The sequence below is a fragment of the Chryseobacterium oleae genome (genome assembly GCF_900115055.1).
Classification (GTDB): domain Bacteria; phylum Bacteroidota; class Bacteroidia; order Flavobacteriales; family Weeksellaceae; genus Chryseobacterium; species Chryseobacterium oleae.
Genome location: NZ_FOVD01000002.1, coordinates 96679 through 122736, shown reverse-complemented (window position 1 = coordinate 122736; position 26058 = coordinate 96679). Strand labels below are relative to the sequence as shown.

General features: G+C 39.2%; 24 protein-coding genes and 1 riboswitch. Of the genes, 18 read left to right on the top strand and 6 right to left on the bottom strand.

The features are described 5' to 3' along the window. Positions 1–45: 45 nt before the first annotated feature. Positions 46–435, top strand: a complete 390-nt coding sequence (locus BM143_RS07710; protein WP_090023986.1) for a DUF1304 domain-containing protein — start codon at positions 46–48, stop codon at positions 433–435. A 274-nt stretch (positions 436–709) separates the two neighbouring features. Here the strand turns inward: BM143_RS07710 and BM143_RS07700 are convergent, their stop codons facing one another. Next, complete coding sequence (locus BM143_RS07700; protein WP_090023984.1) at positions 710–1087, bottom strand: winged helix-turn-helix transcriptional regulator; 378 nt, start codon at positions 1085–1087, stop codon at positions 710–712. A 91-nt stretch (positions 1088–1178) separates the two neighbouring features. Here BM143_RS07700 and BM143_RS07695 point away from each other — a divergent pair, with 91 nt between their 5' ends. Both BM143_RS07695 and BM143_RS07690 read left to right on the top strand, forming a co-directional pair. Continuing rightward, positions 1179–2168 carry a quinone oxidoreductase family protein gene (locus BM143_RS07695; RefSeq protein WP_090023983.1) on the top strand — a complete coding sequence of 330 codons (990 nt, stop codon included), beginning with the start codon at positions 1179–1181 and terminating at the stop codon, positions 2166–2168. A gap of 3 nt (positions 2169–2171) precedes the next feature. After that, positions 2172–2642: a cupin domain-containing protein gene (locus BM143_RS07690; protein ID WP_090023982.1), complete on the top strand. Its 471-nt coding sequence runs from the start codon at positions 2172–2174 to the stop codon at positions 2640–2642. A gap of 337 nt (positions 2643–2979) precedes the next feature. Here the strand turns inward: BM143_RS07690 and BM143_RS07685 are convergent, their stop codons facing one another. Together BM143_RS07685 and BM143_RS07680 are read right to left on the bottom strand one after the other, a co-directional pair. Then, complete coding sequence (locus tag BM143_RS07685; RefSeq protein ID WP_090023981.1) at positions 2980–3441, bottom strand: thioredoxin family protein; 462 nt, start codon at positions 3439–3441, stop codon at positions 2980–2982. Further along, positions 3438–5507: a TonB-dependent receptor plug domain-containing protein gene (locus tag BM143_RS07680; protein ID WP_090023980.1), complete on the bottom strand. Its 2070-nt coding sequence runs from the start codon at positions 5505–5507 to the stop codon at positions 3438–3440. Before BM143_RS07680 ends, BM143_RS07685 begins: the two co-directional genes overlap by 4 nt. A 121-nt stretch (positions 5508–5628) precedes the next feature. On the opposite strand from BM143_RS07680, the gene BM143_RS07675 reads away from it, so the two are divergent. The 7 genes from BM143_RS07675 (at position 5629) to BM143_RS07645 (ending at position 13224) form a co-directional block, all read left to right on the top strand. Then, a complete protein-coding gene (locus BM143_RS07675; protein WP_090023979.1) occupies positions 5629–6816 on the top strand; it encodes a homogentisate 1,2-dioxygenase in 1188 nt (395 codons plus the stop codon). Positions 6817–6843: 27 nt separating this feature from the next. Then, on the top strand, positions 6844–8118 hold the full coding sequence (locus BM143_RS07670) for an acetyl-CoA hydrolase/transferase family protein (RefSeq protein WP_090023978.1): 1275 nt from the start codon (positions 6844–6846) through the stop codon (positions 8116–8118). Between the two features lie 139 nt (positions 8119–8257). Next, positions 8258–9052 (top strand): hypothetical protein, encoded by a 795-nt coding sequence (locus BM143_RS07665; protein WP_090023977.1) that lies wholly within the window; start codon positions 8258–8260, stop codon positions 9050–9052. Positions 9053–9288: 236 nt separating this feature from the next. Further along, entirely contained in the window at positions 9289–10419 is a 1131-nt protein-coding gene (gene hppD, locus BM143_RS07660; RefSeq protein WP_047455110.1) for a 4-hydroxyphenylpyruvate dioxygenase, read from the top strand. Positions 10420–10490: 71 nt separating this feature from the next. After that, positions 10491–10949, top strand: coding sequence for a hypothetical protein (locus tag BM143_RS07655; protein ID WP_034728582.1), 459 nt, complete (start codon positions 10491–10493; stop codon positions 10947–10949). A gap of 68 nt (positions 10950–11017) precedes the next feature. Then, positions 11018–12265 (top strand): fumarylacetoacetase, encoded by a 1248-nt coding sequence (gene fahA, locus BM143_RS07650; protein ID WP_034728583.1) that lies wholly within the window; start codon positions 11018–11020, stop codon positions 12263–12265. 134 nt (positions 12266–12399) lie between these two features. After that, positions 12400–13224, top strand: a complete 825-nt coding sequence (locus BM143_RS07645; RefSeq protein WP_090023976.1) for a flavin reductase family protein — start codon at positions 12400–12402, stop codon at positions 13222–13224. Positions 13225–13655: 431 nt separating this feature from the next. Here the strand turns inward: BM143_RS07645 and BM143_RS07640 are convergent, their stop codons facing one another. Further along, positions 13656–14168, bottom strand: a complete 513-nt coding sequence (locus BM143_RS07640) for a hypothetical protein (RefSeq protein WP_090023975.1) — start codon at positions 14166–14168, stop codon at positions 13656–13658. Between the two features lie 64 nt (positions 14169–14232). After that, positions 14233–15075, bottom strand: coding sequence for an alpha/beta hydrolase family protein (locus BM143_RS07635; RefSeq protein ID WP_090023974.1), 843 nt, complete (start codon positions 15073–15075; stop codon positions 14233–14235). A gap of 144 nt (positions 15076–15219) precedes the next feature. Here BM143_RS07635 and BM143_RS07630 point away from each other — a divergent pair, with 144 nt between their 5' ends. The 8 genes from BM143_RS07630 (at position 15220) to tenA (ending at position 22915) form a co-directional block, all read left to right on the top strand. Next, on the top strand, positions 15220–15993 hold the full coding sequence (locus tag BM143_RS07630; protein WP_090023973.1) for a HipA family kinase: 774 nt from the start codon (positions 15220–15222) through the stop codon (positions 15991–15993). Continuing rightward, positions 15980–16363, top strand: a complete 384-nt coding sequence (locus BM143_RS07625) for a DUF3037 domain-containing protein (RefSeq protein ID WP_047455103.1) — start codon at positions 15980–15982, stop codon at positions 16361–16363. Before BM143_RS07630 ends, BM143_RS07625 begins: the two co-directional genes overlap by 14 nt. A gap of 23 nt (positions 16364–16386) precedes the next feature. Further along, positions 16387–17409 (top strand): alpha/beta hydrolase, encoded by a 1023-nt coding sequence (locus BM143_RS07620; RefSeq protein ID WP_090023972.1) that lies wholly within the window; start codon positions 16387–16389, stop codon positions 17407–17409. Between the two features lie 557 nt (positions 17410–17966). Further along, a complete protein-coding gene (locus BM143_RS07615) occupies positions 17967–19808 on the top strand; it encodes a carbon starvation CstA family protein (RefSeq protein ID WP_090023971.1) in 1842 nt (613 codons plus the stop codon). Between the two features lie 54 nt (positions 19809–19862). Further along, positions 19863–19956: riboswitch (TPP riboswitch) on the top strand. Positions 19957–20018: 62 nt separating this feature from the next. Then, a complete protein-coding gene (thiM, locus tag BM143_RS07610; RefSeq protein ID WP_185116537.1) occupies positions 20019–20816 on the top strand; it encodes a hydroxyethylthiazole kinase in 798 nt (265 codons plus the stop codon). Then, the gene (gene thiE, locus BM143_RS07605; protein ID WP_090023970.1) at positions 20813–21448 is read left to right on the top strand and encodes a thiamine phosphate synthase; all 636 of its coding nucleotides are present in this window, start codon (positions 20813–20815) and stop codon (positions 21446–21448) included. The genes thiM and thiE overlap by 4 nt, the downstream gene beginning before the upstream one ends. Continuing rightward, positions 21445–22278 carry a bifunctional hydroxymethylpyrimidine kinase/phosphomethylpyrimidine kinase gene (thiD, locus tag BM143_RS07600; protein ID WP_090023969.1) on the top strand — a complete coding sequence of 278 codons (834 nt, stop codon included), beginning with the start codon at positions 21445–21447 and terminating at the stop codon, positions 22276–22278. Before thiE ends, thiD begins: the two co-directional genes overlap by 4 nt. Continuing rightward, positions 22265–22915 carry a thiaminase II gene (gene tenA, locus BM143_RS07595; RefSeq protein WP_090023968.1) on the top strand — a complete coding sequence of 217 codons (651 nt, stop codon included), beginning with the start codon at positions 22265–22267 and terminating at the stop codon, positions 22913–22915. Before thiD ends, tenA begins: the two co-directional genes overlap by 14 nt. A 336-nt stretch (positions 22916–23251) precedes the next feature. Here the strand turns inward: tenA and BM143_RS07590 are convergent, their stop codons facing one another. Continuing rightward, the gene (locus BM143_RS07590; RefSeq protein WP_090023967.1) at positions 23252–25978 is read right to left on the bottom strand and encodes a TonB-dependent receptor plug domain-containing protein; all 2727 of its coding nucleotides are present in this window, start codon (positions 25976–25978) and stop codon (positions 23252–23254) included. Positions 25979–26058 lie beyond the last annotated feature (80 nt).

Sequence of the window (26058 nt, the reverse complement as noted above, 5' to 3'; positions counted from 1 at the left end):
ACTTAACTTTATTTTTTTAGTTTTACAATTACAAAATCGTAAATCATGGAACTCGTTGCTAAAATTCTCATCGCCATCGTTGCGCTGGAACATATTTATATCCTGTGGATGGAAATGTTCGCCTGGGAAACCAAAGGAAAGGAAGTATTTAAAGCGGCACTGCCGGCTGAAATGTTCAAGCCTACAAAAGGTCTGGCTGCCAATCAGGGGCTGTATAATGGTTTTCTTGCTGCAGGGCTGATCTGGTCATTGTTGATTGAAGATCCGAAATGGCAAACCAATGTTTCACTATTTTTCCTGAGCTGTGTAGCGATTGCCGGAATTTATGGAGCTGTTACAGCGACTAAAAGAATATTTTTCGTACAGGCATTGCCGGCAATACTGGCGATCATTGCCGTAGTTGTGAATCATTGTTTTCAGCTTATACAGAGATAATTTTTTAGATATATTGTAGGGGATCGTAAAGAGACGTATGATTTTTTCTAAGTTGGAAAAACGCAATGGCGCAAGTTTTTTTTAATTCGAATGCTTTAAGGCGCAAGGATTTTATCTCCGATAAAATTGAATACCGCTGTCATTGCGAGGAGCATAGCGACGAAGCAATCTCAGAAAAATATCTCCCGCAGATGACACAGATTTTTCATTATGTGAAAGATTTAAACTGCGGAAAAATCTTTAAATCTTTAAATTCTTCAATCTTTAAATAAAACTAACTCATCGACTCTTTGATCTTCTCCCGATGGATAATTCCCCAATTCACAAGAGTTTCCGTCACCGGGAAAACTGATTTTCCATATTCTGTAACCGCATAAGCCACCGTGATGGGTTTTGTATCCTGAATAGTTCTTGTGATGAGAAGGTTCATTTCCAATTCTTTCAATTCTTTGCTGAGCATTTTGGCAGAGATTCCGGTAATACCCCGCTGCAGCTTTTTAAAATGAATCTGCTGATCGGTTCTGTTGGTCAGATACCGGATAATCATCAGCTTCCATTTTCCACCTAAAACATCCAGACTGTCGCGCATTGCAAATAATTCTTCGGTACAGTTGGCTTCTCTTTCTATTCCGTTTTCTATGATTTTTGCCATAATAGTTTCATTAAGGTAACTAGTTACCAATAGTTAACTGGTAGCAAATATAAACTATTCTCTTTTTACATTTGTCTATCAAATTACTCTTATGAAAGCCATTATATTAGATGAAAATTTCCAGCTTAAAGAAGCTGAGATAGAAAAACCTACACCGAAAAGTCATGAAGTTTTAATCCGGATCAAAGCCAGCGGTTTTAATCCTATAGATTATCAGATGATCGAAAACGAGCTGGAACGGAAACTGCTTAAATCACCTATTTTAGGCCGTGAAATGTCGGGAATTGTTGTTGAAAAAGGAGCAGATGCCCATCAGTTCAACATTGGAGACGAAGTATTCTGCGGAAGCGGCTCTATGGGAAGTAACGGTTCTTATGCTGAATACATTGCAGTTCCTGAGGCTATTGTTGCCTTTAAACCTAAAGACATTTCTTTCGAACAGGCCGCTGCCATTCCTTCGGCTGGGCTTACGGGTTTACAGACCGTCAACCGTTTAAAGCTAGACGAAAATGACACCATCTTAGTAACAGGTGCGACAGGTGGAGTTGGTTCTTTTGTTATTAAATTCTTAGTAGCGAATCAATTTAAAAAAGTTACAGCGACGGTCGGAAGTGAAGAAAACAGACAGATTCTCCTCGGATTGGGTCTTAAGAATCATCAGATCATCAATTATAAAGACGAAAACCTTGCCACCAATCTTTTAAAAGCGAATGATGGTCAGCTTTTCGATTTCGGAATTGATTTGGTGGGAAACTATATGTCTGAAATTACGGCAGATGTTTTGAAAATCAACGGTACTTATGTAGATGTAACCGCATTAATCTCGAAAGATGCCCACGAAACCCTTTTCAATAAAGGAACTGTGATCATGAATATTTCCAACTATTCCTACAGCATGAACAAAGACTATCAGTATTACAAAGGAAATTTAGAGAAGATTTCAACGCTTATTGAAAATGGAAAAATCAGTGCTCCTAATTATAAAACGGTAGGAGATCTTTCTCTGGATACGGTTTTAAAAGCCCATTCCCTTCTTAAAAACAATCAGACCCAAGGTCATAAACTGATCATGAAACATTAATATATGAATACAATACCCAGACGCGTTGTAACAGGAATCAAAGATGGAAAATCTGTCATTATAGAAGATCAGCAGACTGAAAATACAGTGGAACATCTTCCAGGCCTTATTATTTCAGATATCTGGAACACTCAGAAAATGCCGGCAGGACTGGATCTTGAAATCCGGATCCCCAACACCGGATTTCCACAGACTCCCAAAAACGGAACCTATTTCCGTTACGTCGTTATTCCACCGGATAAAAACCTCGGCCTCGAATTTAAAGCAGGTGAACCCCATCCGATGATGCATCAGACTCCAACACTGGACTATATTATTATTCTTTCCGGGGAACTTTATTTAATCATGGATGAAGGCGAAACGCTTCTCAAACCGGGAGATATTGTTATCCAGAGAGGAACCAATCATGCGTGGAGCAACAAATCGGATGAGCCTTGTATTCAGCTCGCTGTTTTGATTGATGCGGAAATTTAGATTTAAAAATTGAAGAATTTAAAGATTTAAAGATTGCTCCACAGTTTAAATATTTCACAATAATGAAAAATCTGTGTCATTTGCGTAATCTGCGGGAAGCTGGAAATTCTATGAGTTGGAAAAACGCAAACGCGCAAAGATGCAGGGCTTTATTTACTACATTTTTTAGGCGCAAGAAAATCAAAGATCTTCAGCTAGGAATTCGGTGTGAAATAAACAGCACTCAATTTTATCGAAGATAAAATCCTTGCGCCTTAAAACATTCGAATTTAAAAAAAACTTGCGCCTTTGCGTTCTTCCAACTTAGAAAAAAAATTTTGTGATCATCAACAAAAAACTACAAAGCAGAAATTTCCAGAAGTTTCTGCTTCATGGTTTCAGGGGTCAATAGCCCTTCATGATAATACACCAGCTTCTGATTCTTATCAAGAACAATCCACAAAGGATAAACAGGCTGATTTTTATTTTTAGACAAGGCCAGCGCCAATTCGTGAATTCCTGCGTTTCCATTGGATAGATACCCAAATTCACGGCCCTGGAATTTGATCTTTTCTTTTGTTTTTTCAGCTTCAAAATTGACCATATAAAAATGCTCATTGATCAGATCAACCGTTGCCTGGTCTTTGTTTAAGGCATGCTTTTCCATTTTACAGACCGAGCACCAGTCTGTATACATATGGATGATAACTGGTTTCGGATCTCTTTTCATCGATGCTTCAAGATCAGAAAAAGTGCCTGTCTTCATCTGAGACAGATAAAAACAGGGCACTAACATTAAAAATAAAATAAAAGTTTTCATTTCAAAGTATATTTTACCCCCAGAAAACCTCTGATTCTCTGCATCGGCGCGTAGCCGTAAGCGGTGTCAAAAGTATAATGGTTCGGGTTGCTTATCGGATCGTCTGCATATTTATCAAACGGGTCAAACGGTCTCATCAAAGGATCTTTCGGTGTAAAATTGAACAGGTTTTTAATTCCGCAATACACTTCGAAGCCAGATTTGAAACTTTTTGAAACCTGAATATTAGCTAAAGAATAGAATGGCGAATATTCCGGGCGGTAGTCATTCGGAAGCACGGGAAGCCTCATTGGTCCGTAGAATTGTCCTGTGAAATCTACAGTCAGATCATTGGCGAACTTATACGAAAGATTGTAGGTCCCACTCCATTTCGGAGCGTGTAGCTGCTGGGATTTTTTATTGTCTGCATCAAATTTCTGATAAACGTCGAGATAAGTTACTCCCACATTGACACTCAAAGGAAAGCTGAAACTGAAATCCACATTCATGGAAGCTCCTCTGGAAATTCCATATCCGTGAAGGTTATCGTAAATAATTTTATCCGGATCGGTATCAAAATCTCCCACAATTTTATTGCTGAAATACGTATAAAAGGCTGAAGCATCCAACTGAATCATCCGGCTTCCCACAGGAATTTTCCAGATGTAGTTTAAATTTCCGTTGACAGATTTTTCAGGTTTTAAATCCGATTTAATTAGAACTTCTCTGGAACCGGTCAATGCTGCGTGATCTTCCGTAAATAGGTTCACCACTCTGAATCCGGTTCCGAAATTGAAACGTAGCGTATGATAGGGATTCGGGGAAAATTTCCACGCAAACCTCGGTGAATGCACTTCATGATGGATTTTATCATAATCAAAACGGTAACCTACCAGTAAAGTATGCTGATCACTGATTTCCCACTGATCCTGAACAAATGCTCCCCAGATCGGCGATTTCATCGGTGCGTTGGTGATTCCGTCGCCAGATAAAGTTCCCGGTGTATTGTCATCATAGAATGTTCTTTTAAAAGTCACACCTCCCGTCAGATCATGTTTTCCAAGCTTTTTACTCCAATAGGTCTGTGCAAACGCTACTTTCTGAAGGGCATCGTACGGATTGCTCCCATAAAAAGAATTCTGGTCATGGTAATTATAGGAGAACTGGGTAACGATATATTCTTTTAAAGGCCATTGATAAAGCCCGAAAACCTCTGCCCTGTTGGTATAAATACTTTCACCATACACATCACCACTGCCACGGTGAGATCTGTCCCACTGCATTTCTCCGCCAAAACGGTCTTCATATAAATACCTCAAAGCAAAACTTGCCTGCCGGTTTTCCTTTCGCTGAAAATTCCACTTATTAAAAACAGAAACTCTGCTCTGCAAAGCTGAATCTGTGAAATTGTCTTTATTCTGGTCTATCTTTTCCTTGAAACTGAAATAATTTAAGCTTAACAAAGAGGCTGCATTCTTCCCAATATTAAATTTCGTTGAAACATCAAGATTATTTTCACTCCAGGTGCTGGTCATCATGTCAACGCTCAGTTTCGGTGCGGTCAGTGCATTTTTGGTGATAATATTGATCACTCCACCCATCGCTTCTGAGCCGTAAATAGAAGAAGCCGGACCTTTTACCACTTCAATTCTGTCGACAAGACTGTTGGGAATTCCGCTGAGTCCGTACACCGTAGAAAGTGAACTTACAATAGGCATTCCATCAATTAAGATCATCGTATAAGGACCTTCCAGTCCGTTGATATGAATATCTCCCGTGTTGCATACCGAGCAGTTCAGCTGAGGTTTCACCCCATTCACCATGGCAATGGCTTCAAAAATGCTTGGTGTAGGATTCTTTTGGAAAAATTTCTGGCTGTAAACCTCTACGGCTACAGGACTTTTAGATCTGCTGAAAGGTTTTATCGTTCCGGTTAGGACCACATCATCAATAGTACTCATCTTGATTTTCGGTTTTGAAACTGTAGATGAGTCTTGCTTTATTTGGGGTTGTAAACTCAGGCTGTCGGTCTCCTGAGAAAAACAATAAGAGGATAAAAGAGTAATAGAAAATAGTATTCGCTTCATGAAATTAAAATTGTTAGACAAATCTAACAATTATTTTTGAATTACAAAACACCATGACAAATGTTGTTAGAATCAATTCACGAAAAATGATTAAATTTGAGAAACTAGATATAAAAGTACTATGAGATATCATCAGGCGGGAAACATCCCACAAAAAAGACATACGATTTTCAAATCACCGGAAGATAAATTTTACTATGAACAGCTTTTCGGCACGGAGGGTTTTCATGGAATTTCATCGCTGCTTTATCATACCCACCGTCCTACGCAGATCAAATCTATCGGGGAACCGAAAGATGTGACACCAAAAATTGCGGTAGAAAAGAATATTGCTCCGAGAATGTTTAAGGGAATGAATGTAACGCCGGAAGATGATTTCATGGACAGCAGAAAGATCCTTCTGATGAACAATGACCTGAAAATGGGATTGGCAAAACCCAGAAAGTCTATGGATTATTTCTACAAAAATGCTGAATGTGACGAACTTTTATATGTTCACAATGGAACTGGAATTCTGAAAACCTTTGTAGGAGACCTGGAATTTGTCACAGGTGATTATCTTATTATTCCAAGAGGAACCATTTATCAGGTGGAAGTGAACTCAGAAGACACCGTATTTTTTGTCCTTGAAAGCCACTCTCCTATTTATACCCCGAAACGTTACAGAAACGAGTTCGGGCAGCTTTTGGAACATTCTCCGTTCTGCGAAAGAGACATGATCGCACCGGTTTTCAAAGAACCGAAAGATGAAAAAGGAGAATTTTTAATTAAAGTAAAAAAAGAAAACCAGATCACAGATTTCATCTACGCTACACACCCGTTTGATGTCGTAGGATGGGATGGATATTTTTATCCTTATAAATTCAATATCAAAAACTTTGAGCCAATCACCGGAAGAATTCACCAACCGCCACCGGTACACCAGAATTTTGAAGGTCATAATTTCGTAGTATGCTCATTCTGTGCAAGAATGTACGACTACCATCCAATGGCTATTCCGGCTCCCTACAACCACTCCAACATCGATTCCGATGAGGTTCTGTTCTATACGGAAGGAGATTTCATGAGCCGTAATCATATCGACCTGATGGACTTTACTTTACATCCAGGAGGAATCGTTCACGGACCTCACCCGGGCGCTATGGAAAGAAGTATCGGTAAAAAATTCACTGAAGAATATGCGGTAATGGTAGACCCGTTCCGTCCGTTGAAAATCACGGAAGAAGCTTTGAAAGTGGAAGATCCTTCATACAAAACTTCATGGCTGGAAGAATCAGACAAAACCATCGAAGACCGTTCTCAGGAATAAAAAAAACATTCATAAAAAAATTTCATTATGTACAATTATATTAGTGCAGAAGAAGCTATATACACTGTAAAAAGCGGAAACCGCGTATTTTTTCACGGGAGTGCATGTACTCCGAATCATCTTATTGACGAGCTGGCAAGACAGTCTCACCGTCTGGAAAATGTAGAAATGGTTTCCATTACCCAGCAGGGAAATGTAGAAATCGCAAAACCTGAATACAAGAATAGTTTCTTTGTCAATTCTCTATTCGTATCCACTCCTGTGAGGGAAGCTGTGAATTCTGAACGCGGAGATTTCGTTCCTGTTTTCTTAAGCGAGATCCCTATTTTATTCAGAAAAAACATACTGCCGTTAGATGTGGCGTTAGTGACCGTTTCTCCACCGGACAAACACGGTTTCTGTACGTTGGGAACCTCTGTAGACATCGCAAGAGCAGCTGTAGATACTGCAAAACTTATTGTGGCTATCGTCAACCCTCTGATGCCGAGAACTCACGGAGACGGAATGATCCACATCAGCAGAATCCACAAGTTAGTCTGGCATGAAGAGGAACTTCCTACAGTAGACTATGGTTCAAAAGTTGGTGAAGTAGAAATGCTTGTTGGTAAAAATGTAGCTGAACTGATCGATGACAGATCCACGCTTCAAATGGGCATCGGAACGATTCCTGATGCTGTTTTGAAATGCTTAACGAATCACAAGGACCTTGGTGTACACACCGAAATGTTGAGTGATGGAGTGATTGATCTGATTCAAAGTGATGTTATTAATAATAAGTACAAAGGCTACCATGATAATAAAACGATCACAAGTTTCTGTTTCGGAACCAGAAAACTTTATGACTATGTAGATGATAATACTGTTTTTGATTTTAAAGATGTAAGTGATGTGAACTTCCCGATCAATATCATGAGGAACAAAAAGATGGTTGCGATTAATTCAGCCATTGAAATTGACCTTACAGGACAGGTTTGTGCAGATTCTATCGGAACCCTGCAGTACAGCGGAATCGGTGGTCAGATGGACTTTATGAGAGGGGCTGCGTTGAGTGAAGACGGAAAACCAATCATTGCCATCACATCAAGAACTAAAAAAGGGATCTCACGAATTGTTCCTTTTCTTAAACAGGGTGCCGGAGTCGTGACAACTAGAGGGCACATTCACTATGTGGTGACCGAATATGGTACTGCTTATTTATATGGTAAAAATCTCCGTCAGAGAGCTCAGGAACTGATCAGCATCGCACACCCGGATGACAGGGAAATGCTGGAAAGAGCTGCTTATGAACGGTTTAAACAATAAAAATAGAAATACTGCGTTTTTCCCATGCATCATCTTTGTGGGGAAAACGTAGATATTATTGACAAAAACAAAACAAATCTTAAAAAACCTTTAACATTTTGGCAGTGTTTTTGATAAACTCATTTAAAACCAAGGGAAATTGAAAACGATATATAATTCGATACGGGAAGAAGTTGAAAAACATTCGAAAGTAAGGAATTCTGTTTTGGGGAATGTGAGTGAATGGAAAAGAAGCCACTATATTATTCTTTCCGAAATTATAAAAGATGAATTATCTGACTCTGAAGAACTGCAAGGCGGGAAAAAATTTGAAATTGGAAATACGATATCGCATGTGACTCTGCAGCGTTTTTTCGAAAATGATTATCAGGATAAAACCCATAATGACCTCCGGTTCCTGAAAACACTGGATAAGATCTGTATTTTCCTCGGTTACAAAGATTTAAACGACTACATACAATCTGTAAAAGTAAAAAACACTGAAAAGGAATTAGGAGACGGCCTTGAATTTCTGACGAAAATGGTCTACGATTATTGCGCTACCGCATTTGAATTTTACAAACATTTTCCGGAACACAAAACGGATATTTTTAAAGAACTGGTCTTTGACGGTTCACCATTTCTGGAAAGAACCTCACAGTTCAGCAGGGAATTGTGCGAAAAAGATTTCCAGCTGGTAACCAAAAACAACCGTTCCAACTATGAAGTTTTTGATATTCATCTCGTTACGGATGAACCTGATAAAAAAATCTTAGAAACCCAGGAATTCTGGAATCTGCTGTTTAAAGTCGGTGAAACTGGCGAGGAACACTTTGTCAACCAGCTCAATACACAGATCTATTTTATCCGTAAGATAGACAATGTATGGAAGATCTGGGACAATTATAATCCCGATGCAGGGAGACTGAACAGAATAGTCGATATGGAAAAATAAAGAAAGCCGTAGATGTTCTACGGCTTTCCTGTTTCGAAAATATTTTTCTTTTTCACTTGTTCTTTGTAATAACAAATGTAGACATCCCTTTTCATTATAAATAAACTTAAATATACTTAAATGAACACTTCTTTAATTTTATGTTAAGTATCTTCAAGGAATCCACTTGAATGTTTTCGCTATTTATAAGATTTTTGTAATTTGCATACCATTAAAATAAAAGTAAAAATAGAAATATGTCAACACTTACATTTGCCGAAAAAATTGCTCAAGCTGAGAATTTTTTACCGATCAACGGTACAGATTACATTGAGTTTTATGTAGGAAATGCTAAACAGGCTGCCCATTATTACAAAACCGCATTCGGTTTTCAGTCTGTAGCATACGCGGGTCCTGAAACAGGAGTAAGAGACCGTGCTTCTTATGTTCTTCAACAGGGGAAAATAAGATTGGTATTAACAACAGGGCTTAAATCCGATTCACCTATCAGCGAACACGTAAAAAAACACGGTGATGGAGTGAAAATTTTGGCACTTTGGGTAGATGACGCTTACCAGGCTTTCGAGGAAACTACTAAAAGAGGTGGAAAACCTTATTTAGAGCCGGTAACTTTAACAGATGATCAGGGTGAGGTAAGAATGTCCGGAATTTATACGTACGGAGAAACCATCCACATGTTCATCGAAAGAAAAAATTACAAAGGCGCTTTCATGCCTGGCTACGAAAAATGGGAAAGTGCATACAATCCTGAAGAAGCAGGTTTATTATACGTAGACCATTGTGTAGGAAACGTAGACTGGAACAGAATGATCCCTACCGTAGAATGGTACGAAAAAGTAATGGGCTTTGTGAACATCCTTTCTTTTGACGACAAACAGATCAACACAGAATATTCTGCATTGATGTCTAAAGTAATGTCTAATGGAAACGGATTTGCAAAATTCCCGATCAACGAGCCTGCAGAAGGTAAAAAGAAATCTCAGGTAGAAGAATACCTTGATTTCTACGAAGGAGAAGGTGTACAGCATATCGCAGTAGCTACAAGAGATATCATCCACACTGTCACTGAATTGAAGAAGCGTGGTGTAGAGTTCTTATCTGCTCCGCCGGAAGCTTATTATGATATGGTTCCTGAAAGAGTGGGTCATATTGACGAAGATCTTAAAAAATTACAAGACTTAGGCATCCTTATTGATCATGATGAAGAAGGATATCTGCTTCAGATCTTTACAAAGCCTGTAGAAGACCGTCCTACCCTGTTCTTCGAAATCATTGAAAGACACGGTGCACAGAGTTTTGGTGCCGGAAACTTCAAGGCATTGTTCGAAGCACTTGAAAGAGAGCAGGACAGAAGAGGAAATCTTTAATTTTACAATAGAATAATAAGTTTTGTCAGGATGAAAAGTCTTGACAAAACTTTTTTATAAAAACACAACGTATGAAAAAAATTTTTATTGGGATTTTATTTTTCGGAGCATTAGGGCTTAAAGCTCAATATGGAACCCTGAATGAAATCCTTAACCGACTGGAAGAAAGAAAGGGCATTAATCAAAATCTTGAAAGTGTCAATATCGACAACAAGAAGTTTGTCTTCATTAAAGATGCGGAAGACCACACGGAAAGAGATTTTATCATTATCAAAGGAAATGAAGCGACCTACGTAGAAGTTTTCGATGACAAAGCTACCGGCGAAAGCAGTTCAAACGTTTTTACGGGTGATATTGTCAGAAGAAAAAACATTGTTTCCCTGCGCGCAGACAAGCTTGAGAATAAAAAAGTGCCGCTTCCTGTGACCAAAACTTTACTGCTCACCAAGCAGAAAGACATTCTGTATCTTATTGATGTCAATACAAAAGACAGATGGATCGATGAAGCCTCTTATTCCAAAAAGAAATAAATTCTTTTCAGACAGCAAATCATGAGGGATTTGTTATCTTACACCTTAATTTAATTCCAAAAAAAATTATGAAATCATTTGTAGAGTATTCTTCGGATTCAGACTTTTCTATACATAATATTCCTTTCGGAGTAGCAGTTTTTAATAAAGAATATATCGGATGCTGTACAAGGATCGGAGATCAGGTAGTAGATCTTGCGACCCTTTACGATCTTGGATATTTTGAAGGTATTCAGGGATTAGACGACAATATTTTTGAAGCCTATACCATCAACGAGTTTATCGAGCTGGGAAAACCGATTACCAATGCGGTACGTGTGAGAATCCAGGAACTTCTGCAGGAAGGTTCAACATTGTCAAAAGACGAAAAAACAATTGCAGATGCATTCTATGACCTGGATCAGGTAAAAATGATGATGCCGGTACACATCCCGAATTACACGGATTTCTACAGCAGCATCGAGCACGCCACTAACGTTGGAAAAATGTTCCGTGATCCGGAAAACGCATTGCTTCCCAACTGGAAACACCTTCCTGTAGGCTATCACGGAAGAGCTTCTTCTATCGTAGTTTCAGGAACAGAAATCAACCGTCCTAAAGGTCAGACGAAACCTGCAGATGCAGAAAAACCACTTTTCGGACCAAGCAAGCAGCTGGATTTTGAACTGGAAATGGCCTTTATCCTGAACAGAAACTCAGAAATGGGCGAAAGTATTTCCACAAAAGAAGCTGAAGAAGCTATCTTCGGAATGGTGGTATTCAACGACTGGTCAGCAAGAGATATTCAGGCCTGGGAATATGTTCCACTGGGACCTTTCCTTGGTAAAAACTTCGGATCCTCTATTTCTCCATGGGTGGTTACCCTTGAAGCACTGGAACCATTCAGAACAGCATCTCCAAAGCAGGAACCTGAAGTCTTAGACTATTTAAAATTTGAAGGCGATAAAAATTACGACATCAATCTAGAAGTCTATTTACAACCTGAAAATGGGGAAGAAAACCTGATTTCAGAAAGTAATTATAAATTCATGTACTGGAATATGACTCAGCAACTGGCTCATCATACAATCAACGGATGTAATGTAGAAGTTGGAGATCTTTACGCCAGCGGAACCATCTCAGGAAGTGATCCAAAATCTTTCGGATCCATGCTGGAACTAACATGGAGAGGACAAAATCCTTTACAGTTAAAAGACGGCCAGGAAAGAAAATTCATCGAAGATAACGATACCGTTACGATGAAAGCCTGGGCTGAAAAAGACGGTGTGAGAGTAGGTTTTGGTGATGTTTCAGGGAAAATTATTCCAACGGTTTAATCTTTTAAACACTTTAGTTTTAATTAAGTTAGTTAGAAATTAAACTTAATAAAACGAATAGAATATTAAACCTCATAGGTTTCGAAAACCTATGAGGTTTTAAGACAAAAATTAATTAAGTGTTAAACAAAACAATGAAAACAGTTATCCCATCCGAATTATCCCCCGTACAGCTTCAGACCATCATGCAGACCGCGGTGTCTCCGCGTCCGATTGCTTTGGCTTCTACAGTAGATAAAAACGGAACGATCAATTTATCACCATTCAGTTTTTTTAATATGTTCAGTACAGTTCCTCCGATATTGATTTTTTCACCATCAAGGAGAGTACGCGACAATACAACAAAACATACGCTTGAAAATGTTCTGAAAGTCCCTGAAGTTGTCATTGGGACCGTAAATTTCCCAATCGTACAGCAGATTTCTTTAGCCTCTACAGAATATGAAACCGGAATTAATGAATTCATCAAATCCGGACTGACCATGAAAGAGGCAGATCTGGTACAGCCTAAACTGATTGAAGAATGCCCTGTTAACTTTGAATGTAAAGTTTTAGAAGTGAAATCTCTGGGAGATCAGGGAGGTGCCGGAAATCTGGTGATTTGTGAGGTGCAGAAAATTCATATCCGGGAAGAATATCTGAATGAAACAGGGAATTTAGATCAGCAAAAACTGGATATGGTGGCCCGTTTAGGAGGAAACTATTATTCCAGAAGCAACGAGAACAGCATTTTTGAGGTTCCAAAACCTTTAGTCACAAAAGGAATCGGGTTTGATTTGCTGCCGGATTCCATTAAATACAGTAAAATATTTACAGGAAACGACTTGGGAATGCTTGCCAACGTAGAAATACTTCCTGCAGGAGAATTCCATGCGGATGAAAATGTTCATACAGACGCTCAGAAATTACTGTTGGAAAGTAAAATTGAAGAAGCCTGGACGCTTTTAACAATAGCATAAGCTTATACAAAACAAAACCAGCCTGCAATCAGGCTGGTTTTTTATTTATTTTCTTAGCTGTAAAATTTAAACGCTCGCAAACTTCGCTTCATCGAATCAACTTGTTGATTTCCTCTTTGCTCCTCTAAATAAGAGGTTCTAATTTTAAAACTTTGCGTCAAAAAAAATCGCTTAATATTTTTAAAATGTTGGAATTCGCAAAGACGCAAGTTTTTAAACAAATTCGAATGCTTTAAGGCGCAATGATTTTATCTCCAATAAAATTTTATACTGTCAATTCACTGAAATCTCACGGATTCATAAAACGCAAACATCTGTGAAAATCTGTGTCATCAGTGGTTAATTTCATGTTGGACAATCTTAAAAACAAATCCCTTAGATTGCTTCACCTAAAGGTTCGCAATGACAGATAGGTTTTTACAGTCTAGGATTTATTTAGATTTCAACGCATCAGTAACCGTAATTTTCCCTTTCTCAGCAAAATCCGTTACTTTCCCGTTTTTATCAATAGACACATTCAGATTATCAGTCTTGGCATCATAAAAGATAGACGTTGAATATCCCGGGCAGTCATGCTGCTTACAGCCTGTTACTTTATAGATTCCGTTATCAGATACAATCGGAGATTCTACGTTAAAATTCTTAAGCATCTCATCATATTGTGCTCCGGTAAGTTTTTTAACCCGGTCTGAAAAACTTTTATCTTCAAACAGCTTAATATCATGAGGATATTTACCCGTATTTTTAGTAATGATATTATCTGCGGAAGCCGTTACAGCAGGTGTAGAAGTTGCTGAGTCTGTTTTAGGTGCCGTTGCAGAATCTTTCGGCATGATGGTCGTTACAGAATCGCCGGCGGCGGGTACATCTGTTTTGGCTTGTTTTTTACATGAGATCACGGCGAATAATGAAAACGCACAGGCGCTTACGATCAATTTTTTCATAATAATTTAATATGGTGGTTAATAATTAGAACGTCAGTATTCAAATTTTATTCCACTATTAACCTTATTTCATATTCTTATTAATAAAATCAATGCACTTTTCAGTCACAATTTTTAAGTTTTCCGGAAGCTCTTTTTCAGTCCACGGTTCCTTTGATCCGAAGGTATGATCTGCATTTTCAACTAAGAATAATTCTGAATTGGGATTCAGGATATGAAGATGTTCTGCATTCTTTACGCTTACGCTTTCATCATTCGTTCCATGAACGATCAGTACGTACGCTTTAGCCATTTCTGTCGCTCTTTCCACATCGAAACGGTGTACGTTATTTTCAAAATCTTCGTAAAACTGATAGTAATGCGGCATTTCCTGTTTTGTGCGGCCGTTCAGAACATAGTATACGCCGTCTTTTTTCCAGTTTTCAAGTGCTTCATTTCTAGGAAAACGTTCCAGAGTATCTACACTGGCCAGTGTGATCAGCCCGTTGATTCTTTCATCTTCAAAAGTCTTGATGATGGAAATCCCTCCTCCTCTGCTGTGACCGATCAGAACAATCCTCTGATCATCCACATTAGGATATTTTACAAAATGATCAATCACCACACCCAAATCTGAAAGTTCTTTTGAATAATTATTATTCCCGAACGCCTCCAGATCAGCAAAATTGTGGGGATCCTCAACCGTAGTTCCATTATGGGAAGCATTGAATTTCACAAAGAAAAGACCGGCTTCAGCAAACTTCTCCGCCATCAGATTCCATGCACCCCAATCTTTATAGCCTTTGTAGCCATGAACAAAAATCACCAACGGCAATTTTTCATCTGTTTCAGGATAAAATGCATCTGCCAGAAAATCTCTGGTTTCGGGGTTTCCAAGCTTTATATTAATTTCTTTTATCAATTTCATAAGATTAAAACTTTTATTGGTCTTTGTGGTATTTCGCACCACTCTAAATTAATGAAAAAATCCTTAGCGCTTTTGTTTTCATCTTATTTTCGTTCTCATTCGTACAGATCACAACTTATCAAAAAATAACCTTAATTTTGCAGTATGCTGGATTTAAGAACGGTAACCGTCATGCGTTACATCCTGCCCCTGAGGGAAGGCGGATCTCTTCCTGCTTTGGCAGAAGCTGATGATGATTTTAAATATGTACTGAAATTTCGCGGCGCCGGCCACGGAGTAAAAATGCTGATCTCCGAACTTTTGGGCGGTAAGATCACGGAAGCTTTAGGACTACAGATTCCTGAGCTGGTATTTGTAAACCTTGATGTTGACTTTGGAAGAACGGAAGCCGATGAGGAAATTCAGGAACTGCTGAAATTTTCAGAAGGTCTGAATCTTGGACTTCACTACCTTTCAGGCTCTATCACGTATGATCCGGGCGTAAAAGTGGATCCGCTTCTGGCTTCAAAAATCGTTTGGCTGGATGCATTCATCACCAATATCGACCGTACTTTCAGGAACACGAATCTTCTGATGTGGCATAAAGAGCTTTGGGTCATTGACAATGGAGCATCGTTTTATTTCCATCATTCGTGGCAGAATTTTGATGCCGCAGCCAAAACACCTTTCAAATATGTGAAAGATCATGTATTACTTCCGAAAGCTAACAGGCTGGATGAAGCCGATCAATTCGCCCACGAAGTATTGAATGATACGTTATTCAGGGATATTGTCAATTTAATTCCTGAAGACTGGCTCCAATGGAATGACGCAGATGAAACACCGGAGGAGATCCGTGAGATCTATTTCCAGTTCATGAAAACCAGGTTAGAAAATTCTCAAATCTTTTTAAACGAAGCGAAAAATGCAAGAGGATAAAATATACGAATACGCCGTCATCCGTCTGGTGCCGAAGGTTGAAAGAGAGGAATTTTTCAACATTGGACTCGTGATGTTCTCCAAAAAGGAGAAGTTTATCCGCGTAGAATTTCATCTGTGTCCGGATAAATTTAAGCTCATGCATAATAAAATTGATTACGACGACATCATTCAGAATCTGGAAAGCTTCCAGAAAATTGCAAACGGTGACAAAGAAGGAGGCCCGATTGCCCTGATGGATATTCCTGAGCGATTCCGCTGGCTGACGGCTGTAAGAAGCTCTGTCGTTCAGACTTCAAGACCTCATCCGGGAAAATCTAAAGACCTGGAAAAGACTTTTGGTAAACTTTTTGAGGAGTTAGTAAAATAACACGCCACTACAAAAAGTATCCTATGAAATCATTAACGAACAACATATCAATCTACAGGTTTTTCACAAACCTGTTTTTTGTTTTCTCTTTAAGCTTATTTAATTTAGGCTATTCACAAAACCAACTTGAACCCAAAACCGGGAAAAGTACTCTTCTCTCCACTTTGTCAGAAATCAAAGAAAATGTAGTGTATAAAACCAATGAAAAGGGAGCCCCTCTTTCACTGGATGTTTACAGCCCGAAAAATGTTTCAGCTGAAAAAACACCTGTGGTCATCTATGTGCACGGAGGTGCGTGGGTAAAAGGTGATAAAACGGTAAGAGACGGAAGTTATATAGAAACCTTCATTTCAAAGCTTCTTGATAAAAAATATGCAGTCATCAGCATCGATTATACCCTTCTGAATGACAGCATTCACTTTCCTCTTCCTTTACAGGATACCAAAGATGTGGTGAGATGGGTGCGAAAAAATGCTGCTGCCTATCACTTCGATCCTGATAATATCGGATTTTTCGGAGCTTCATCCGGAGCTCATCTTTCCATGCTTGCGGCTTATACTCCAGATACCGAATTTCCGGGTAGTCCGGAACTTTCTTCCTATTCTGCAAAGGTCAATTATGTGGTGGATCATTACGGACCTTCAGACCTCAACAAACTTTTGCATACACGACTGGGAAAAGTGCCGGTATTCTTTTTCGGATTGGCGGCTCAAAAAATTGTCGACCTCAGAACGAACCTTGTTAGAGGACTGTCCGGATATGACATTAAAAAGGAAAAAAGAAAAACAATTGACTACTTCAAGACGATTTCTCCGCTGACCTATATTTCAGGCGGCGTCCCTACTTTGATTATGCAGGGAAATAAAGACAAGGTAGTTCCGATGCAACAGTCCAAAAAGCTGCACAGAAAACTCAATCAGCAAAATGTTCAGAACAGCCTGATCATTGTGAAAGACGGTACTCATGGTTTCGGAACCACGGATAAAGCCTATTTGGATCAACTGACAGATCAGATGGTAGAATTTATTGAGTCTCAGAGAAAATAAGGTTTAGTATTAAAACTTGAGAGTAAAATAAATAAATAAATAAATGAATACTATCAAACCTTATAGGTTTTAAAAACCTATAAGGTTTCGTTACATAAAATATCCTTTTTTTTAAAACATTAAGATCAATGAAGGAGGTAAGGTTAGTTAAGAAAAAATCAAATGATTTTTTAAGCTGTACGCCTTAAAGCAAAGCTAAAACTTAATATTCTTACAATCTTAATTAGCCTTAATGGTTTAAAATTTTTATCCCGATTATATGGATAAGCAGATGATCAAAAGTAAAAATATGCATCATCAGATTAATCTGCGAGAAATTTTTAAAATGACATGATTTGAAAAATAACACTATATATACATTTCCAAACACATATTAAATTAAAATATTAAAATTCAATGTTTTAAATTTAAAAAAACAAATTTAAATTACAAATTTGCTATATTAATATACATATCATCATTTTTTATGTTCAAAATAATTAACTTGGCTTTTGTTTAAATTATTCTTAACAAAATATCCAATATTTTTAATTATTCATTCTTAAAAAACAAATGGTATGGATTTTCTGAATAACACCAATGCGCTTACCCTGATCTTTGTATCAGTCCTTATTTTTGCGATCGCCTATCGTTTTTATGGTATTTTCATTGCCAATAAAGTACTCAGGCTTAATGATAAAAATACAACGCCTGCTGTAGAATTTGCAGACGGTAAGGATTATGTAGCCACCAATAAAAATGTTCTTTTTGGACATCATTTTGCAGCAATTGCAGCTGCTGGACCTTTGGTAGGACCTGTTCTGGCTGCCCAGTTTGGGTACCTTCCCGGTGCATTATGGATCCTGATCGGATGCGTATTGGGTGGTGGTGTTCATGATATGGTGGTTTTATTCGCTTCCGTACGACACAAAGGACAAAGTCTTGCAACCATTGCTTCCAAAGAAATTGGAAAGACTACCGGAACAGTGGCAGGTTTTGCCATTTTATTTATATTGATTCTTACGCTGGCTGGTTTATCACTGGCCTGTATCAATGCAATGCATGAAGCTTCGTGGTCGCTCTTTACGGTTGTGATTACCATGCCTATAGCGGTGATCATGGGATTGATCATGCGATACAGAAAAAACAGTGTGCTTTTTGCCAGTATTTTAGGAGGAATCCTTTTAGTGGCAGGAATTATCGGTGGGCATAGCTTAATGCAGAATGAAACGATGAATAACCTGTTTACATGGGATATAAAAACCATTTCGATTGCTATTCCGCTGTATGGTTTTCTGGCTTCTGTTCTTCCGGTTTGGTTGCTTCTTGTACCCAGAGATTACCTTTCAACCTACTTAAAAATAGGAACCATCATTATGCTTGCGGTGGGTGTGATTGTAATTCACCCTACGATTCAGATGCCTGCCCTGACAGAATTTATAAAAGGTGGAGGCCCTGTCATTGGCGGTCCTGTACTTCCTTTTATTTTCATTGTGATTGCTTGTGGAGCCATTTCAGGTTTCCATGCTGTGATTGCAACAGGAACAACCCCGAAGATGCTTAACAAAGAAAAAGAAATTCTTTTTGTGGGCTACGGGGCGATGCTGGTAGAAGGTTTTGTCGCTTTAATGGCTTTAATTGCAGCCTGTACACTGATGCCGGGTGATTATTTTGCCATCAATACTCCGAAGGAATCTTATGATGCGTTCCTGGCAGCACATCCTTCCCTGCACGGCGTAGATATCGATTATTATTCACAAAAAATAGGCATTGAGCTTCACGGAAGAACAGGTGGAGCGGTGTCCTTAGCTGTTGGAATGGCTCATATTTTCAATAAAATCCCATACATGGATCAGCTGACGGCTTACTGGTATAATTTTGCCATCATGTTTGAAGCTGTGTTTATCCTTACCGCCATTGATGCAGGAACAAGAGTCGGCCGTTTCTTTTTACAGGAAATGCTGGGTTCTGTGATTCCTAAATTCAATGATAAGAACTGGATTCCGGGAATTATTATCAGCAGTCTCTTATTTACTTTTGCCTGGGGTTATCTGGTATTTACCGGGAATGTCAGCAGTATCTGGCCGCTCTTTGGAATCAGTAACCAGCTATTGGCAGCCTGCGGACTTATTGTCTGTACAACAATGCTGATCCGGATGAACAGGGGGAAATATGCCTTATGTTCAGCCATTCCTGGAGTTTTTATGGCTGGAATTACTTTTTGGGCCGGCTATATCCAGGTTACCGCGATCTATCTTCCTAAAGAACAATATCTGCTGGCAGCTTTAGCCGTAACAGCCATGGTTCTGATGCTGATTGTATTCATTGGCGCATTTATCAAATGGTACCAGCTTCTGCAGATTAAAACCACTGTGACGGATTATTACGGAGAGCCTGTCAAAGAGCTTGTAGAAAGATAGGAAGTCATAAATCTTTTGTGAGTTTTTGCCTGCTCTGATAATTTTTATACATTTGTTTTGCTTTAGGGGTATTCTGAAAAAGAATTGAGAGAGTCCCTTTGAACCTGATACGGCTAACACCGACGTAGGGAAAAGCAAAATGACACTGTTGACAGTGTACTTTTTGTTTTGGATTTTTTCCTGAAGCTATTTTTATTTTAAATGATAATCATGGAAAAAATTCTTTGGGAACAGGTACAGCTTGTCAGACAACAGTCTCCTTTGGTTCATAATATCACCAATTTTGTGGTGATGAACAATACCGCCAATGCCCTTTTGGCTGCAGGAGCCTCTCCTATCATGGCGCACGCAAAATCTGAAATTCAGGAAATGATCGGCATCGCACATTCGGTGGTGATTAATATGGGTACGCTGGATGAATATTGGTCGGAATCTATGATCCTGGCGGCTAAAACAGCCCATTCAACCGGGAAGCCGTGGGTTTTAGATCCTGTAGGTGCCGGAGCCACTTCTTTTAGGGATGAAGTTTTACATCAATTATTACAACATCAACCTACCGTTATCAGAGGAAATGCTTCTGAAATTATTGCGCTGGCCAAAGCCAATACCACCGCTACCAAAGGAGTAGACAGTACTGCACAGAGTAATGAAGCTATAGATGCTGCCCGCAGTCTCGTTGACCAATATGGCACCATCGTCTGTATCTCCGGTGAGACTGATATTATTCTGAACAGCCAACAGGAAATTTTCATTAAAAACGGACATCCGCTTATGACAAAAGTAACCGGTTTGGGATGTTCTGCTACAGCCTTAATCGGTGCATTTATAGGAATTACACAGGATAAAGCAATGGCTGTAGCTGCTGCTATGGCATTCATCGGGATTGCAGGGGAACTGGCTGCTGAGGAAAGCAAAGGTCCCGGAAGTCTTCAGGTTAACCTCATCGACAAGCTGTATACAATCACTGAACAGGAATTCTCCAACCGTTTAAAAATAGAAAGGAAATGAGTTTAAATTCTTTTCCTTATCAGCTTTATCTGGTCATTTCTGAGGCTGACTGTGCTGGTAAAAATTTCCTGCAGGTGGCCGAGAAGGCTATTCTCGGAGGAGTTGATGTGATTCAGCTGAGAGAAAAAAACAGCAGTACAGATTCCTTTCTAGCAAAAGCTCAACAGCTTATTGAATTAACCGATAAGTATTCAGTTCCACTCATCATTAACGATAACATAGAGGTTGCAGAAAAGGTGAATACAGCAGGTATTCATGTGGGAAACAGCGATGCTTCACCGGTTTATTTAAGACAACAGCCTCTTCTCCATCATAAAATCATTGGTTACTCGATTGAATATCTTTCCCAACTTAAGAATGAGCAAACAGCTGTTTCTGATTATCTCGGAATCAGTCCCGTTTTCAGAACGGATACAAAAACGGATACCATAACAGAATGGGGACTTGAAGGAATTAAAACGATCAGACTGCTTACTGAAAAACCTTTAGTCGCCATAGGTCATATTCATTTAGGAAATGCAAAAGAGGTGATGAATGCAGGGGCAGACTGTCTTGCTGTAGTTTCCGCAATATGTAGCGCTCCTGATCCTCAAAAAGCAGCCTATCAATTAAAAAATGAAATCTTAAAATGAAAAAATACATTTATCCATCGGTATTAACGATCGCCGGATTTGACGGAAGCGGCGGCGCAGGCATTCAGGCTGATATTAAAACAGCTTCTGCTTTAGGATGTTTCTCGACATCTGTATTAACGGCTTTACCGGTACAGAATACGCAGGGTGTAAGAACAATATATCCTATTCCGGTAGAAGCTGTGGCGGATCAGATCGAAGCTATTCTGGATGATATTTTTCCTGATGCTATAAAAATCGGGATGGTTCATACCCCGCAACTGGTGGAAACGATTGTTTCAACTTTAGGAAAGTATAAAAAAATACCGCTTGTATTTGATCCTGTCATGGTTGCCACAAGTGGTCATCGACTGATTGAAGAAGATACGATAGCAGCCATTACAGAGAAACTTTTCCCGATCGCTGACGTGATTACCCCTAATATGGACGAAGCTGCCATTTTAGCAAAGATGAAAGTCGAGACCCTTGAAGATTTGTATACTGCCGGAAAAGAAATAAAAAAGCTGGGCTGCAGAAGCATTCTTTTGAAAGGCGGACATCAGGAAAGCTCAACAATCACGTCTTTATTTTATGATGAACATGAGAAATTCCATTCTTTCGAGACGGTGAAATTTAACACCAACAATACCCACGGCTCAGGCTGCACGCTTTCTTCCGCCATAGCTTCCTATCTGGCTCAGGGTAAAACTTTATACGATGCCGTTTCTTTGGGACAAGACTACGTTTATCAAGCCATAGACAATGGAAAAGACGTACAAACAGGACATGGAAACGGCCCGCTTAATCACTTTTTTAATCCTCAAAAACTTATCAAAAATGAAATGGTCTGAACACACCTGGGAAGCTATAGAACAACGTTATGAATCTATTCTGGACATGCCGTTTATCAAAGAATTATCAGACGGCAGCTTACCGCAGGAGAAATTTAGGTTTTATATGGCTCAGGATTCTTTATATCTTGAACATTTTGGGAGAACGCTCTCGTTGATTGCTGCTAAAATTCAGGATCTTCAGGATGTACTTGCGTTTATGCGATTTGCTGAAAATGCCATTGTGGTGGAAAATGCACTGCACGAATCTTATTTTGTAGATTTTGGAGTTACAGATAAAGGGGTAGCGGAACCTGCCTGTCATCATTATATTCACTTTCTGAGAAGTACCGCAGCATTGGAATCTGTAGAAATTGCAGTGGCGGCAGTCCTTCCCTGCTTCTGGATTTACAGAGAGGTCGGAGATTATATTTACAGCAATCAAAACACGATCAACAACCCTTATCAAAAGTGGATTGACACGTATGGAGGCGAGGAATTTTCTGTTGCTGTAGATCAGGCTATTGCGATTTGTGACCGACTGGCTGAGAACAGTACGGAGGAAACAAGAGAGAAAATGACCGAAGCTTTTATCATGTCCACGAGAATGGAATTCCATTTCTGGGAAGGCGCTTATGAGCTGAAAACATGGAAATAGATTAAAAATAAAAGCGGATTCAAATTTTTGAATCCGCTTTTTGATATGGAATTTTTATTGAAACTTCTTTGTAGAAAAATATCTTCAAATATCTTTACATCTTTGCACTTTAAACCGTCTTTTTGGTAATCGCAAAGGCGCAAAGGTTTTACGGTGCTGTTGTGATTAAGGCGCAAGAAAATCAAAGATTTTCAGCAAGATCTAATGTATAGACTTTAGCAGTATTCAATTTTATCGGAGATAAAATCCTTGCGCCTTAAAACGTTATGCATTTAAAATATCTTGCGTCTTTGCGTCTTTCCAATCAGAAAATATGATTTTTAAACGGACTATGATTTAAAAATTAAAATTAAGTCGTGAGAATACATATCTTCCATTCTGCCCAAACTGGGATGTAGAACGCGAATAAACGAACTGGTCATTATTGGTAGATGCCGGAAGGTTTTTATCAGGATAAATATCAAAGAGATTATTAACCCCTATCGTAAGTCCTACATTTTTTGTAAACTGATACGCCAGTGAAAGATCGGTAATGATCTTGTCTCCGATCTGCTGGTGTTCATTGAATCCGATAATTCCGTCACCGTTGGCATCAATCACATCTGCCCCCGTTACTTTTCCGAAATAGGTATTTCTAAGATACACACTTGCATTTTTCCATGAAAGCGTGTGGGATAAACTTGCTTTTACCCTTGGAACCGCTTCTTCCAGATACACTCTTGATTTCTCTGAAAAATAGATTTTTTCAAGATTCGGAGACTGCAAAAGTCCTGAAGAGTGCGTATCCCCTACTTTTCTGGTCTCACTTATATTAATCGCAAAATTATTGTCCAGTTTAATGCCTGAAAATCTTGCATTATGAGAAATCACTACGTCCACTCCTCTGGTTTCCGTATCAATGGCATTCGTGAAGAACTGAGCTCCATTAACTCCCTGTGCATCAAAAGCGGCCTGTGCAGCGGCAGGTACATCAGCTCTTAAGAACTGATCGGTAAGGATAATTCTGTTGTTGATTCTGGTAAAATATCCATCTGCGGTAAAGGTCAGACTTGCAGAAGGAATTCTGTACGTAAATCCTACGCTGGCAGATTTAGACGTTTCCTGCTTAAGTTTTGGCATTTCCAGCAGTCCTGCAATTTGTGAATCATTACTGAATGTACCCACTTCCAGAAGCTGGCTGTTCGTAAACAAAGTGGACGTCACATTATAATAGATCTGGTGGATAGAAGGCGCTCTGAATCCGGTAGAACCGGCCAATCTCACATTAAAATTGGGAGCGACTTTGATTCTTGACGCTAATTTATAATTAAAGGTAGATCCAAAATCTGAATAATTTTCATATCTCGCTGCGGCATCCACTAATAACCAGTTGGTGAAATTAAATTCAACATCTGCGTAAGCTGCTACTGCCTGTCTGTTTTTATCGATCGCATTCACCGGCTTAAATCCTCCGAAAACCTGTGATCCTCCCGGAAGTGCATTTCCAAAGAAATCCGTTGCTCTCGGGCTTGTATTATTCCACACATTTCCTGCGGCATCATAAGTCGTGTAGGAAGCTTCATCACCCTGTGTTATTTTAAAATTTTCGTAACGGTGTTCTGCTCCAAAAGCGACATTGATTCCACTCCAGACATCATATTTTTTAGAGAAATCTAAATTGATGGTATTCTGGGAAAATCTTAAACCTCCGGCATCAAATTCTTTCGGGGATGCAAAACGTAAAGATGTATTTCCTGTGTTCTGAATATTATAACTGAATGAATTCTGCCCAAATGTATTGCTTAAATCAATATTCCAGCCATCCCAGTTTCCTTTGATTCCTGCGGAAAGCGACAGGTCCTGAATATCAGTTCCGATCTGTGGTAAATAACCGTCTGAATACAGCCCTGTAAACGTTCGGCTCTGGTTCGGCTTTCTGTAAAATCCTCCTGAAGTTCCGTGTCTGAAGCTATAACCTCCGAAAGAATATACTTTCCAGTTATCATTAATAGGAACTTCGATATTAGCAAAAAGCTGATTGTTATTCAGTTTCGACTGTCCTACCTGCATATTGAAATCTTTTCTTTCCTGCCCTCTGTACGCCAGTTCCTGATCTGTAAAATCTCCCTTCAAAAGTCCCTGTAAAACTCCGATGCTGTTCGCTCCCTGAATCTGGTTCTGCAGATCCTGAGAAAAATAACTTACGCCCTGAGCATATTGATGGATGTAATTGACAAGCTGCTGGGAATTCGGAACATTATTGATATTTGAAAAAAGGGAAGATAAATTCACACCATCGTTCTGTGCACGTCTTTCAATCGCATTGTAAGCATTGTAGATTGAGCCACTTTCAGCTCCGGCTCTTGAAGTCGGATTTCTGAACTGTGATGACCAGGTGATGTTATAGAAACCTCCTTTATTTCCGATTTTATTTCCGTAATTAAGGTCAACCTGAATATTCTGACCGTCGAAATTTCCGGTATGGTCATTGGCCGTTGGCGTTAAATTCCCACCGTAGCTTACCTGTCCGGTTAATTTTCCGATGTCTTTTTTCAGTTCAAGGTTGATCACTCCGGCAATCGCATCAGATCCATATTGGGCTGAAGCACCGTCACGGAGGACTTCAATTCTGTTTAAGGCAAAGGAAGGAATTGAGTTCAAATCGGTTCCTACCGTTCCTCTTCCCGGAGTTCCGTTCACATTCACCAATGCTGAGGTATGTCTTCTTTTTCCGTTAACCAGAACCAATACCTGATCCGGTCCCAATCCTCTCAACTGAGCAGGATCCAAATGGTCCGTTCCGTCTGAATTCGTCTGGATGGTAGAGGTGAAAGACGGCGCTACCGCATTTAAAATCTGTCCTATACTGGACTGCGGAAGAACTACTGAAGATTCTTTTATATTGAAGACATCCACAGGAACCGGGCTGTCTATCTTAGATCGGGCACCGGCTCTTGAGCCCAGTACCACTACTTCTTCTACATTATTGGTTTTCACACTGTCTTTTTCTTTTTCCTGCCCGAAAGCATACGTTCCGAGGAAAAAAAGAACAGAAGCTGATACGATAGTCGTTTTATTTTTCATACCCTTACATCAATTTATAGTTTATGTTTTTTTGAGTGGCAAATGTAAAGCTAATCCATTAGTCTACAAAATTAATAGAC

What these genes read in the sequence shown, in the direction of transcription:
- BM143_RS07640 (WP_090023975.1), bottom strand. Translation starts at nt 14,168, where the DNA reads ATGAAAAAATTGATCGTAAGCGCCTGTGCGTTTTCATTATTCGCCGTG.
- BM143_RS07620 (WP_090023972.1), top strand. Translation starts at nt 16,387, where the DNA reads ATGAAATCATTAACGAACAACATATCAATCTACAGGTTTTTCACAAAC.
- BM143_RS07655 (WP_034728582.1), top strand. Translation starts at nt 10,491, where the DNA reads ATGAAAAAAATTTTTATTGGGATTTTATTTTTCGGAGCATTAGGGCTT.
- BM143_RS07710 (WP_090023986.1), top strand. Translation starts at nt 46, where the DNA reads ATGGAACTCGTTGCTAAAATTCTCATCGCCATCGTTGCGCTGGAACAT.
- thiE (WP_090023970.1), top strand. Translation starts at nt 20,813, where the DNA reads ATGAGTTTAAATTCTTTTCCTTATCAGCTTTATCTGGTCATTTCTGAG.
- BM143_RS07680 (WP_090023980.1), bottom strand. Translation starts at nt 5,507, where the DNA reads ATGAAGCGAATACTATTTTCTATTACTCTTTTATCCTCTTATTGTTTT.
- BM143_RS07625 (WP_047455103.1), top strand. Translation starts at nt 15,980, where the DNA reads ATGCAAGAGGATAAAATATACGAATACGCCGTCATCCGTCTGGTGCCG.
- fahA (WP_034728583.1), top strand. Translation starts at nt 11,018, where the DNA reads ATGAAATCATTTGTAGAGTATTCTTCGGATTCAGACTTTTCTATACAT.
- BM143_RS07635 (WP_090023974.1), bottom strand. Translation starts at nt 15,075, where the DNA reads ATGAAATTGATAAAAGAAATTAATATAAAGCTTGGAAACCCCGAAACC.
- BM143_RS07685 (WP_090023981.1), bottom strand. Translation starts at nt 3,441, where the DNA reads ATGAAAACTTTTATTTTATTTTTAATGTTAGTGCCCTGTTTTTATCTG.
- tenA (WP_090023968.1), top strand. Translation starts at nt 22,265, where the DNA reads ATGAAATGGTCTGAACACACCTGGGAAGCTATAGAACAACGTTATGAA.
- BM143_RS07695 (WP_090023983.1), top strand. Translation starts at nt 1,179, where the DNA reads ATGAAAGCCATTATATTAGATGAAAATTTCCAGCTTAAAGAAGCTGAG.
- BM143_RS07645 (WP_090023976.1), top strand. Translation starts at nt 12,400, where the DNA reads ATGAAAACAGTTATCCCATCCGAATTATCCCCCGTACAGCTTCAGACC.
- thiM (WP_185116537.1), top strand. Translation starts at nt 20,019, where the DNA reads ATGGAAAAAATTCTTTGGGAACAGGTACAGCTTGTCAGACAACAGTCT.
- BM143_RS07630 (WP_090023973.1), top strand. Translation starts at nt 15,220, where the DNA reads ATGCTGGATTTAAGAACGGTAACCGTCATGCGTTACATCCTGCCCCTG.
- thiD (WP_090023969.1), top strand. Translation starts at nt 21,445, where the DNA reads ATGAAAAAATACATTTATCCATCGGTATTAACGATCGCCGGATTTGAC.
- BM143_RS07590 (WP_090023967.1), bottom strand. Translation starts at nt 25,978, where the DNA reads ATGAAAAATAAAACGACTATCGTATCAGCTTCTGTTCTTTTTTTCCTC.
- BM143_RS07690 (WP_090023982.1), top strand. Translation starts at nt 2,172, where the DNA reads ATGAATACAATACCCAGACGCGTTGTAACAGGAATCAAAGATGGAAAA.
- BM143_RS07675 (WP_090023979.1), top strand. Translation starts at nt 5,629, where the DNA reads ATGAGATATCATCAGGCGGGAAACATCCCACAAAAAAGACATACGATT.
- BM143_RS07670 (WP_090023978.1), top strand. Translation starts at nt 6,844, where the DNA reads ATGTACAATTATATTAGTGCAGAAGAAGCTATATACACTGTAAAAAGC.
- hppD (WP_047455110.1), top strand. Translation starts at nt 9,289, where the DNA reads ATGTCAACACTTACATTTGCCGAAAAAATTGCTCAAGCTGAGAATTTT.
- BM143_RS07615 (WP_090023971.1), top strand. Translation starts at nt 17,967, where the DNA reads ATGGATTTTCTGAATAACACCAATGCGCTTACCCTGATCTTTGTATCA.
- BM143_RS07700 (WP_090023984.1), bottom strand. Translation starts at nt 1,087, where the DNA reads ATGGCAAAAATCATAGAAAACGGAATAGAAAGAGAAGCCAACTGTACC.